Source organism: Tumidithrix elongata BACA0141, from assembly GCF_036349135.1.
GTDB classification, from domain to species: Bacteria; Cyanobacteriota; Cyanobacteriia; order Pseudanabaenales; family Pseudanabaenaceae; genus Tumidithrix; species Tumidithrix elongata.
In genome coordinates this window covers 32616-44598 of record NZ_JAZBJZ010000034.1, presented here as the reverse complement: position 1 = coordinate 44598, position 11983 = coordinate 32616, and the positions used below count along the sequence as shown (strand labels likewise).

The following is an 11983-nucleotide window of genomic DNA, read 5'->3' as shown; positions in this document are numbered from 1 at the left end:
ACTCAACGCTGATGCCTTTTCTAATGCTCTCAATCTTTTGTCCTGTACTTAGCATTTTACCTCATTTTCCTCAAATCCCTTCCTACTCTTGTTTGTATTTTTAGAGATGCCCTTATGCCATATTTATGGGAACTAAATGACAGCACTCTCATTGACAATTAGTGTTTTGGCTGTGGCATCGAGCGTGGCGATCGCACCAATGGGTAAAACTGCATTCTCAGTGACATGCCCGAACATCAGGTTATAGAGCGTAGGTTTCCCTAGATCGCCAAAGCGATCGCGAAGGACATTCTCTAAACTAATTGTTTGCCAAAAGGAAGGTTGATAGTCTTTAGGAACGCAGTCTTTAAAATGCCCCAAGGCAATCCCCGCCGCCTGCTGAAACTTTCCTGCCAACCATAGCTGTGTCAACATGCGATCGATGCGATAGGGTTCCTCCCCAATATCCTCAAGAAAAAAGATTTTTCCCCTCGTATCAGGCTCATAGGGCGTCCCTAACAGATTTGTCACCAAGGTTAAATTGCCGCCCACCAGTTGCCCCGTTGCACGTCCCCCTGCGATCGTAATCAAACGATTCTCTCTTTGAACTTCTCGACCTTGATACTTGGGTGGCTTGGCAATTTCCCCAATCCGCTGGTTGGACATGATCGTGCGGCGAAAATGCTCGATCGCATAGTCCCCCACCCCCGTCAGTCCCGAAGACCCATGAAATGTAATCAACCCCGTTTGGCGATGAATGCCCAAGAGCAAGGCAGTAATGTCGCTATGTCCGACAATCACCTTAGGGTTTTGCCGAATCAGGTCGTAGTCTAAAAAGGGCAGCAATCGACTACAGCCATATCCCCCCGAAAATGTCACAATGCCCCGAATATCTGGGCGGCGAAACATCTCATTAATATCGCTGGCTCGGTCTCGATCTTGCCCTGCCATATAACCGTTTTGGGCAGCAATATGGGGCGCGAGTTCTACCTTGAAACCATACTGCTCCATGGTCTCCTTGGCAATTTGAATCTCCTCAGGCTCGTAGGCATTACTAGCAGGGGCGACCATCCCAACGCGATCGCCCGATCGCAGCATGGGTGGTTTAATAGTTGCAGGCATATCGCGATCGGGGGTAGCCGCAAGGGTGTTTTGCAGCCCCTCTTGCCAGACCCCAATGGCTCCTGCGGTTGCGATCGCCATGGAAACATGGTTTAAAAAATGTCGCCTTGTAGACAAATCCTGTTGCATTATTGGCAAATTGAGCGAATATACTTAAAAAGAAGTGAAATTTCTAGTACGAAATTTTGATTCAAGCTTACCAAGTCACGATGTGTAAGTTTTATCCTATCCCAGTAAATCTCTATATAGACTACCCCATGAACGATCAAGAACTTTTACAAGTGATTGAAAAGGCTGCAACCGAGATGGAAATATCTCTTTATCTTAACGATAATCAGATTAAGGTACTACCCCCTGAAATTGGAACGGTTCACGGTCTTACATGGCTTTATCTCAGCGAGAACGAACTTACTGACCTGCCCGATGAAATTGGGCAACTGGAAAAACTCATGTGGTTGCATTTGAGTACAAATTATCTAACCGCACTGCCGATCGCCCTAACCCAAATTGCTACTCTTACGGTGCTGATGTTGAGCGCCAATCAAATCACAACGATTCCCTCTCAAGTTGGCAATTTCAAGAAGCTGACGCGACTCGATCTCAATGAAAATAGGCTACAATCCTTGCCACCTGAAATCGGTAAATTAGAAAGACTAAAATGGTTCGATCTTTGCGATAACCAACTCACAGCCTTGCCCTCTGAAATTGGGAAACTCACAAAATTAACAGAACTAGATTTGAGAAATAATCAACTGACTTCGTTACCCTCTGAAATTGGAAATCTCACCAATTTAACTGAACTCTATTTAGGCAACAATCAACTGACTTCGCTACCCCCTGAAATCGGAAATCTCACCAATTTAACCGAGCTAGATCTAGCCAACAATCAGCTTACGGCGCTCCCACCTGAGATTGGTAAACTCACCAACTTAACTAGGCTAGAAATTGGTGGCAACCCTTTGACAGATATGCCCATGGATATTCGCGATCGCGATGCAAAATCAATTCTCACATACCTTCAGGCACTGTTAAAAATCCAAGCATAATTTATGTGGTGCGATCGGCACTCAACAATCCGAATCTATGCGTCCAACAGATATTCATACAAAACTGATCGACCAGATCGATCTGGTGATTCGGGCTAAATTCCCCTTACTCTATATCGTGGCAGCAGAGGAGGAACCGATTGAGGAGGTCTTACAACAGGTTGCTACACAAGCTACACCTAAACGCAAACTCCTCTACTGGGATATTGTGCGTGGCTGGAGCGATAATGGCTCTGACAAGGGCTCGATTATGGCAGCCCTGATGCGTGTAGGTAGGCTCGATAATCCTGGCGCGAAGGATCAAGACAATGTGATTTTTGTCCTGCGCGATCTTCATGCCATTCTCGGAAATCCCGGCCACGAGCGAAATCTTCCTGTAATTAGAGAGTTAAAAAATCTGGCACGCGATTTAAAAAGCGATCGCCGCATGCTCATTCTCACCAGCTATACCCTAGAGATTCCACCAGAGTTAATGGAAGAAGTTACCGTGATTGACTTCCCATTACCAACGATCAAAGAGATTGCCGCACTCATCAAGCAAAAGGTCGCACCCGACAAGCTAAAAATTTCAGGTCTAGCATGGGAACAGATGGTCAAAGCCTGTCAGGGGTTAAGTCGCATTAGGGTGCAACGGGTCTTGGCAAAAGCGATCGCGGCAAAAGAGCAGGTTGACGAATCAGATATTGATGCGATCCTAGCAGAAAAACAGCAGGCAATCCGTCAGACAGGCATTCTAGAATTTTTTACGGGTTCGGAATCGCTCAAAAATGTAGGTGGATTAGAGAACCTCAAACAATGGGTGAGAATTCGACGCGATGCCTTTACGGAAGAGGCAAAGAACTATGGCATTCCCACACCCAAGGGGGTTTTGTTAGTGGGAATTCAGGGAACGGGTAAGTCACTCTCCGCCAAAACGATCGCAAACGAATGGCGACTGCCACTGCTGCGACTGGATGCGGGAAGACTGTTTGGGGGCATTGTCGGTGAAAGCGAAAGTCGCGTGCGTCAGATGATTCACCTCTCGGAAGCCAGTGCCCCCTGCGTGCTGTGGATCGATGAAATTGATAAGGCTTTTGGCAATCTCGCCAGTGGTGCTGATGGGGATTCGGGCACAAGTCGGCGGGTATTTGGTTCGCTGATCACTTGGATGCAAGAAAAAACTGCCCCCGTATTTATGGTGGCAACTGCGAATAACGTCCAGATTTTGCCTGCGGAACTGTTACGCAAAGGTCGATTTGATGAAATCTTCTTTTTAAATTTACCAACGGAAGTGGAACGGCGGGAAATCTTTAAAGTCCATCTACAAAAGTTGCGCCCTAGCAAAATGAGAGATTTCGATCTATCGATTCTGGCACGTCAATCTCGAAATTTTAGCGGTGCGGAAATCGAACAGGTGATTATCGATGGCATTCATCGTGCCTTTGGGCGTGGCAGTACGGGCAAGCGCGAAGATTTTACTACAGAGGATATTTTGCGCGCGATCGAAGAGACGGTTCCACTGGCAGCGATCGCCCGCGATCAGATCGAAGCGCTAAAATACTGGGCAGCCGAGGCTGGGGCAAGAACGGCTTCTAATGATGAAGGGCTGCTAGAGGAGTTGCGAAGATTTGCCAGCCAACGGGGCATCGATCCAACCGATCCAGTCTAGAAATTAAAAATCAAGGGTAAAATGTAAGACAGTTAATGGAGTTACTGCCATGTCCCACTTCACTACCATCAAAGTTCAAATTAAAGACGGCCAGATTTTGCAACAAACCCTACAAGAGTTGGGCTTTCCCGTCGAAAAAGACACCATGGTGCGAGGCTATGCAGGTGGTAAGACCCATGCCGACTATGTGGTTCGTCAAATTAATGGCTACGATCTGGGCTTTCGCCTTCAGGGGGACAGCTATGAGCTGGTAGCCGATTTTTGGGGCGCAAATATTAATGCTGAGTCCTTTATCAACACGGTAACCCAGAGATATGCCCATAAATCCTTGTTGGCAACAGTGCAAGCACAGGGCTTTACCGTTGAAGAGCAGTCAACACTTGCAGACGGTACAGTACGAGTCGTTGTAGGACGATGGTCTTAAGGCAAGATTGACGATTTTGGCGAAAAAGGCAATCCTCCGTTTCTCTTGGCTTATTCTCTTGGCTTAAGTTGGTTAGTGTTGCGCCAACAGACTAGTAAAAGCTTGTGGGCTTTAAGTATCGATCTAGACAGAGATGGCAATCCGATAGTCCGATCTTGAGAATTATGAGATATGCTCACATTTTAAGTCAGTTTTTGTCTTGCCATCCCTTGCCATCCCTTACCATCCATTGTTGGTGGAGTGCTTGAGATCTTGCCCATCCCCAGAATCGCTATATTAATTCTAGAGTTGATTCATTCTAGACTTGGGATTTGAGCAGGTAAGCAATCAATGTCCATATTTCAAAGCCAATAAATGTGGCAAGAAAGACAAAAATCACAATATTGAGAATGCCCTTAAGTTTTTCGATCACAAAATTTAAGTCCTTATTTATGAATTTATGACTGTTGTTAAAAAAATCAATTCCGAACGTAACAATTTAAGATTACTTGGTTAGAGATGTACTTCTTATGACAGTTTTCAAATTTAAGTTTTTAGAAGTCGATCTGTAGTTTTTGAACCGCTTACGCTACACTGATGTGCATTTATGGTAGTGGGGCTAGACTAACGTGAAAGGGGTTCAACAGATTTGCTTTTTCGGTTCGGGATTTTTGACGACTTGGGCATTACTTTCTGGTGTTGCACATGCTCGCTATGTAGTGTTTGTACCAAGTAACAGTCCAACAACTTTACAGTCTGTGCGTAGCATTGCGCCATCTGCTTTCTCAACTGTCGTTCAAGGGCAGTCAGCAGTTCAAGCAGGAATTTTTAATAACGAAAGTGGTGCAGATAGCTTGGTGCGTACATTGCAGCAAGCAGGTTTACCCGCTCAAAAGTTTTTTAGATCGGGCGGAGGCAAAGAACCTGTAGTTCAAACGCCATTCCCTGAAACTCAATCGACACAGGCGGTTGTACCTCAGCCGACTCAAGTTACCCCTGTTGCCGATCCAGTTCAGTACACCACGATATCTGATACACAGCAGATTTCTCAGCAGTATTACCCTCAACCTCAAGTGCCACAGCAGGTTTCTACCCAATATCTGCCGCAGGTTGCACCACAGACAATCACACAATTGGTACCCCAAACGGTTACTCAATATGTGCCGCAAACGCAGTATGTACAGCAAACCCAACTAGTACCCCAAACGGTTACGCAACTGGTGCCACAAACGCAGTATGTGCCCCAGACTCAGGTAGTACCCCAAACGGTTACCCAATATGTACCGCAGACACAGATCGTGCAACAAGCCCAGTATGTGCCCCAAACACAGATAACATCACAGGCGATTCCACAGACGCAAATGGTGCAATCTTCCTGTCCTCAGGTTGATTGTTCTGCCACAATGGGCAACATGACTCCGATCGCTTATAGCAACCCTTCTACTATAGGGGGAGATACGACAAGCAGTCTGAGCCAAGCTAACCCAGCAAATCGCTACGTGACAGCGGTTCCTGCTGCTGGTAACGGTGCTAGTCAGTTGGCGAAGGTACGTCAATATATTCCTAGTGCCTATCTTGCCAACTCTGGGCGAGGAAGCTATGTCTATGCAGGAGGCTATGCTAGTCGCGATAATGCTGAGTCTTTATCTCACTTTTTGCGATCGCGTGGAATCGATGCCAGAGTTATATACTTCTAAGTAGTTATCGGTCATCAGTTATCGGTTATCGGTTATCAGTTCGTGGATTTATTCTGTATCCTGATTGGTTAATAACTTTTAACTGAAGACTTCTTTACTGAAAACTGAAGACTTCTTTACTGAAAACTTTATGGCAGCAAGCAACCCAGATACTGCCCTGCGTCAAAAGCGCCCACCTAAATGGTTAGAGCCACTCGGCTTGCTATTTCCGGGGGCGTTCTGGCTTATAGGGTTTCTTTTGATTCCCACGTTCTTGATCTTTGTTAAAAGTCTTGTCCCTTTGGGAAAACAAGGCTTTGGTATCGAAAATTATCAACGCGTATTTGAGACGATTGGTGGCAATTTTATCTACCTAACCGTGGTAGCGCGATCGCTTGGCTATGCTGGAATCACCACATTCTTTTGTTTGCTCATAGGCTTCCCAGTGGCTTACTGGCTTGCCGTGATTGCCCCCAAACGATGGCAAAGTTTGCTGTTGGTGATGTTTGTTTTGCCCTTGTGGACATCTTCGCTCCTGCGTTCATACGCTTGGATTACAATTTTGCGCCCCACGGGTCTGCTCAACAGCTTTTTGGGTTTACTGGGCATTCCTGGCATTAATTTGCTCAACAAGGCAGAAGGGGTGATTATTGGCATGGTTTATACTTTTTTGCCCTACATGGTCTTGGTTCTATATACGTCTTTAGAAAAATTAGATCTACGTTTATTAGAGGCAGCAGCGGATCTAGGCGCAAGTTCAGTGCAGACCTTTTTTAAAGTAACTGTGCCCCAAGTTGCTCCCGGAATTGTCGCGGGTTCGTCCCTCGTTCTGATTTCCAGTTTTAGTGACTATATCAACCCCCACCTTCTGGGTGGCCCTGCAAGTAGCATGATCTCTTCTCTGATTGAATTGCAGTTTCTGGGAGCGAGCCGTGATTGGGGCTTTGGTTCGGCGATCAGTATGGTGCTAATTTTAGCTGTGAGTATTGTGATTGCCCTAGTACTCAAGTATGGGGATAGGAGTGTTGTCAGCGATGGCTAGCGTCATAACCCCCTCAAAATTAAAAAGTTGGCAGACTTGGTACACAGGATTAGCATTTATCTACATGTACCTGCCAATTACTGTGTTGGCAGTCTTTAGTTTCAACGCCTCTTCTTCCACATCGCGTTGGACGGGTTTTACCTTAAATTGGTACACCAAGTTTTTTAATAACCCCACCCTGTTATCTGCTCTAGGAAGTAGCTTAACGGTGGCATGTACGGCAGTCAGCGTTTCAGCGGTGCTTGGTACGCTTACCGCCGTAGGTCTATCGCGCTATTACTTTCCTGGCAAAAGCCTCTATCGAGGTGTGACTTTTCTGCCTTTGGTCATTCCCGATATTGCGATCGCAGTAGCAACGCTGGTGTTTTTTGGCGCAGTGCAACTGCCACTGAGTCTAGGCACAATTATTATGGCTCACATTGTCTTTTGTATGGCCTATGTGACTGTAGTCGTTTCCAGTCGTTTGGCTGGACTAGATCCCCGTATCGAAGAAGCTGCTTTAGATTTAGGTGCTACCCCAGTTCAAGCTTTTATCAAAGTGCTATTGCCGCAACTGCTACCGGGGATTTTATCTGGATGTTTGCTGGCATTTATTCTCAGTATGGATGATTTTGTGATTGCTTACTTTACGGCTGGCGTAGGTGCAACCACCTTACCAATCGCTATCTTTACTTCCCTCAGAACAGGCGTTACGCCTGAGTTGAACGCCCTTAGTGTTTTACTAATTGTGGCATCAGCAACCATGGCACTCATTGCCGAATATGTGAGGAATTGGGGAAAAGATAAATAATGTAAGCACGTAGGTCTGCACTTATGTATCCTAAGTATTGTAAACTTCCTTTGTATATGGCATGGCTGTTCTCAAATTAGGTACGCCTAATCAGCAAGAAAACCTATGTTATATTACTCTTGGCAAAGCTAACTAAGACTCCGCATGAGCGACAAGTCACTGAAGCTGCGAATATCGATCCCTCCAGTAGAAGGGATTGAGGATATTCCCATAGCAGCAATTGAGGTACTAGCTACTAAAATGGGGTTTGAGCCGAATAATGTCCAAGACATTGTTCAAGCTCTGACTGAGGCCTGCGTGAATGCCATTCTTTACAGTACCTCTGAAATGGATGTAGAGATTGCGGTCTTTGCTACATACAACAGCCTAGTTTTGGAGGTTCGCGATCGCGGTCCCGGCTTTAATCCAGATGGCGTCCCTGCCCCAGATTTTGACCTTATGACTGAAATAGGGGTTGAAAACGGTGGTTTTGGTTTACATATGATCAAAGCATTGGTTGACAAAGTTGAGATCGAGTCCTCAGACCAAGGAACCATCATTCGTATGAGTAAATTTTTAACTAGTCCTGACGCACATTCTCTGACACCACAATCATGACTCATTCCTCTTTTTTACAAGATGAACTAAAAATATCTGAGCACATCGATGGAGAGCAAGTCATTCTTAAGCTGAATGGTGCTCTGAGCGTAACCACTGTGCCCTACTTTAGGCAAGCAGTGCAGCCCTATTTAGAGCGAAATCTTACTGCTATTGTGCTTGACTTTGAAGGTGTTACTAAAATCGTCAGCCGAGGCGTGGGTGCCGCCATTGATATGGCAGTCCAAGCCAAAAAGCAAGGTGGAAAACTGCGTTTAGAAAATGTTGGCAAATATGGGCGATCGCTTTACATTCAAGGCGTACATCTCGTTGCTGAAGTACCTGAACTAGAGGGCTTCGAGCCATAGCACCATAGGATTTTGCGAGATCGATTTTTCCGATTTCACGATTGACGATAATTGACAATTAGCATTTGGCTCTTGGCTGAAGGCTAATTTGTTTTTTCCTGATAACTGTTCGCATGACTGGTAGGTAATGTGGTAAAGATTGTCAGTCGTAAGTCTCTAGGTAACCAAGCTGTCTTTGACATTGGGCTAAAACAGGATCACAACTTTATTCTTAACAATGGTTGTGTTGCTTCAAACTGCTTTAACAAATCTCATAGCGTTGCCTATGGCTATGTAACTTATCAGACTGCCTATCTTAAGGCTAACTATCCTGTCGAGTACATGGCAGCCTTGTTGTCATCGGTCAGTGGCGACCAAGATAAAGTCCAAAGGTATATTGCGAGTTGCCATAGCATGGGGATTGAGGTTTTGCCCCCAGATGTGAATAGTTCGGGTGTGGATTTTACCCCACGCGGGCGGCAGATTTTATTTGGCTTAGCCGCAATTAAAAATTTAGGCACTGGCGCGATCGAAGTCGTTCTTGCCGCCCGAGATAAAGGTGGGGCATTTAAATCCCTATCTGACCTCTGTAGCCGCATTGACTCCCGCGCTCTCAATAAAAAAGCCTTAGAAGCACTGATTCAAACAGGTGCGTTGGATACGATTCAGCCCAACCGCCACCAGTTGATTAGCGATCTAGAAGTTACGTTAGAGTGGGCTTCTCGGAATGCTAAAGATCGAGCCTCAGGTCAAGGTAATTTATTCGATTTATTAGGTAGTAGCAACGCCGATTCAGGTTTCGAGCGAGAACCCCATGGACCTATGGTCGAGGATTTTCCGCCGCAAGAAAAGTTGCGCTTAGAAAAAGAACTTTTAGGGTTTTATCTCTCCGATCACCCGCTCAAAGGGGTAAGTAAGTCTGCAAAACTGATGGCTCCGATCAATTTAGGCGATCTGCAAGAGAGTGCAGAGAATCGCACGGTCACAGCGATCGCGCTAATTCTGGAAATCAAAGAAATTATTACGAAAAAAGGCGATCCGATGGCGATCGTGCAACTAGAAGATCTCACGGGCAGTGCCGAAGCCGTAATTTTCCCGAAAGTTTATGCCAAGGTGCGATCGCACGTTCAGCTAGATCGCCGCTTGATGGTGTGGGGCAAAGTCGATCGCAAAGACGAGCGGGCGCAATTGATTATTGAGGATATCCAAGCGATCGAAGCCGTGCGAATGGTGCGGGTAGAACTAAGCCACGAACAGGCAATGGATATTCAAGCTTTAAATCGGTTGCGTCAAGTGTTGAGCGAACAGGTGGGGGCGCAAAATGTGCAACAGCCTGTCAAACAGAATGGCTATAGGAATAGCGATCGCCAGAGTGAAACTCAAACTGGAAAAGTCCCCGTGATCGCTTCAGTAGAGTACTATTCCAAGCTAGTTCGGTTTGGTAATCAGTTTTGGGTTAAAGACGATATTTCTACAGTCGAGGCTCTCACCAAAGCAGGGTTTAAAGCCACCCCTGATGCTCTGATTACGCAATAGTTCATTCACATGGGATCAGTCCAGACGAATATGTCCCTTTTCAGTTAAACCCTTGAATTTGCGTCTCAAGACACTACTGCTTAGTAATGCAAGCCTTGCAATCTTGTTACTAGGAATTGCCTTGGGCATACGCCATCCGATTTTGCAGCGGTTTGCGCTATTGGAGCAAACGCTCATGCAAAAGAGACTAGAGCACATTGCATCCACATTGATTCAACAGGTAGAAAAGCTCGACACCAATGCCCATCAAGAAGCGACTTGGACGGAGATGTACGAGTATATTCGCAAGCGCGATCCAGCTTTTTATCACAAAAATTACTCATTTGAGGGGCTCTCAAATTTATCTCTAGATGTACTGGGCATATTGGATCGTGAGGATAATTTCATTCACCTCGACTGGGTAGACCGAAAATCGCGACAAATAAAAGCACTACCCGATCGCCTTCGTGCCGATCTGCTCAAAGAGAAACGGTTGACCGAATTTCCCGCAGATAATGACCCAGCCTTAGAAAATAGTCGAAATGTGGCTGCGGTCAAAACCACAAATGACCTTCTGTTGTTAGCCTCTCGCCCGATTCTACGCAGTAATGGTAAAGGATCGTACCGAGGAACCTTATTGATGGGGATATTTATCAATCGAGAATTTTTAACCCAGTTAGAAAAGCAAAGCGAAATTCCCTTACAACTAGATTCGATCGCGCCTGTGCCATTGCCCCCACAAGCAAGCATTCAGTCTGGCACTCGACAAAACCCTGTCCCAGATTTATCTATGACTGCGTCTGATGCCTTAGCGATTCTTAAGGTTTCCCAAAACACCCACATCAAGGAGGAGCGCTGGATTGTCGGCGAGATCGATCTACTCAACAGCGATCGCCAGCCGATTCAAACCATCGTTGTACGCGCCCCCCTACTTGAATATCAGCAGGGAGAGGAAATGCTTAATCAGTTAACAGGAGTGCTTTTCCTCGTTGGAATTTCTCTGGGTATTATCATCAGCTTGCTATTGGATAAATCGATTCGGAACCAGCAGTTACTAAAAATTTCCGAAGCTGCGCTTCAGGCGGCAAATCAAGAATTGCAAAAGCTTGCCGATCTCGATGGCTTAACGCAGATTGCCAATCGTCGATGTTTCGATCGCTACCTACACCAAGAGTGGGAACGCGCCATCCGAGAGCAGTGGCCTATCACGCTGATTTTGTGCGATGTCGATTACTTCAAGCGATTCAACGATACTTACGGACATCAGGCTGGCGATGAGTGTCTGCGCCAAGTGGCTCAGGCAATTCGTCATGCCTTGCAACGATCGGGCGATTTAGTGGCTCGCTATGGCGGGGAGGAGTTTGCTGCGATCTTGCCTAATACCAATGATGAGGGAGGTTTACGCGTTGCGATCGCCATTCAAGAGCAGGTGCGAAATCTTCAGATCGAGCATAGCACCTCAACCGCCTGTCCTTATATTTCAGTCAGTTTGGGGATTTCGACCGTGATTCCCAATCCAGTAACTTCGCCAGAGACCTTGATCGAGCAAAGTGACAAGAAGTTATATCGGGCAAAGGAATTAGGGAGAAATCAAGTCGTTTTCTCAACTCAAGATGTTCCGTAAACTATATGGAACAAACTGTTGATGAGGTCGGTCTGTTTAGAAAGAATAGACAAGTGACTGTAAGGCTTAGAGCTTCAAGAAATTGCTGATTTTATAGACTGCTGAATAGAGTAAAGGTGTGAAATGCTAGCTATAAAGTGACAGTTTTAGATCTAATACCATTTTCAAAAAAAGATGCGTTGCATCTTTTTTTGAAAAAATCGCGCTCAGCGCGG

11 protein-coding genes are annotated in these 11983 nt (G+C 45.8%); 10 read left to right on the top strand and 1 reads right to left on the bottom strand.

The annotated features are described in order from the left end of the window. Nucleotides 1-132: 132 nt before the first annotated feature. Complete coding sequence (locus V2H45_RS10630) at nt 133-1230, bottom strand: S66 peptidase family protein (protein WP_330483619.1); 1098 nt, start codon at nt 1228-1230, stop codon at nt 133-135. An 80-nt stretch (nt 1231-1310) separates the two neighbouring features. On the opposite strand from V2H45_RS10630, the gene V2H45_RS10625 reads away from it, so the two are divergent. The 10 genes from V2H45_RS10625 to V2H45_RS10580 all read left to right on the top strand — a co-directional run bounded on the left by V2H45_RS10625 (nt 1311) and on the right by V2H45_RS10580 (nt 11768). Then, entirely contained in the window at nt 1311-2147 is an 837-nt protein-coding gene (locus V2H45_RS10625; RefSeq protein WP_330483618.1) for a leucine-rich repeat domain-containing protein, read from the top strand. Between the two features lie 37 nt (nt 2148-2184). Next, nucleotides 2185-3795, top strand: coding sequence for an AAA family ATPase (locus V2H45_RS10620; protein ID WP_330483617.1), 1611 nt, complete (start codon nt 2185-2187; stop codon nt 3793-3795). Nucleotides 3796-3844: 49 nt separating this feature from the next. Continuing rightward, entirely contained in the window at nt 3845-4219 is a 375-nt protein-coding gene (locus V2H45_RS10615) for a DUF1257 domain-containing protein (RefSeq protein ID WP_330483616.1), read from the top strand. Between the two features lie 608 nt (nt 4220-4827). After that, nucleotides 4828-5895 carry a hypothetical protein gene (locus V2H45_RS10610; protein WP_330483615.1) on the top strand — a complete coding sequence of 356 codons (1068 nt, stop codon included), beginning with the start codon at nt 4828-4830 and terminating at the stop codon, nt 5893-5895. Between the two features lie 130 nt (nt 5896-6025). Beyond that, nucleotides 6026-6916, top strand: coding sequence for an ABC transporter permease (locus V2H45_RS10605; protein ID WP_330483614.1), 891 nt, complete (start codon nt 6026-6028; stop codon nt 6914-6916). After that, complete coding sequence (locus V2H45_RS10600; protein WP_330483613.1) at nt 6909-7706, top strand: ABC transporter permease; 798 nt, start codon at nt 6909-6911, stop codon at nt 7704-7706. Before V2H45_RS10605 ends, V2H45_RS10600 begins: the two co-directional genes overlap by 8 nt. Before the next feature lie 144 nt (nt 7707-7850). Continuing rightward, nucleotides 7851-8303 carry an ATP-binding protein gene (locus V2H45_RS10595; protein ID WP_330483612.1) on the top strand — a complete coding sequence of 151 codons (453 nt, stop codon included), beginning with the start codon at nt 7851-7853 and terminating at the stop codon, nt 8301-8303. Continuing rightward, entirely contained in the window at nt 8300-8650 is a 351-nt protein-coding gene (locus V2H45_RS10590; RefSeq protein WP_330483611.1) for an STAS domain-containing protein, read from the top strand. Before V2H45_RS10595 ends, V2H45_RS10590 begins: the two co-directional genes overlap by 4 nt. 129 nt (nt 8651-8779) lie before the next feature. After that, the gene (locus V2H45_RS10585) at nt 8780-10165 is read left to right on the top strand and encodes a helix-hairpin-helix domain-containing protein (RefSeq protein WP_330483610.1); all 1386 of its coding nucleotides are present in this window, start codon (nt 8780-8782) and stop codon (nt 10163-10165) included. Between the two features lie 52 nt (nt 10166-10217). Continuing rightward, nucleotides 10218-11768, top strand: coding sequence for a GGDEF domain-containing protein (locus V2H45_RS10580; RefSeq protein WP_330483609.1), 1551 nt, complete (start codon nt 10218-10220; stop codon nt 11766-11768). Nucleotides 11769-11983: the final 215 nt, after the last annotated feature.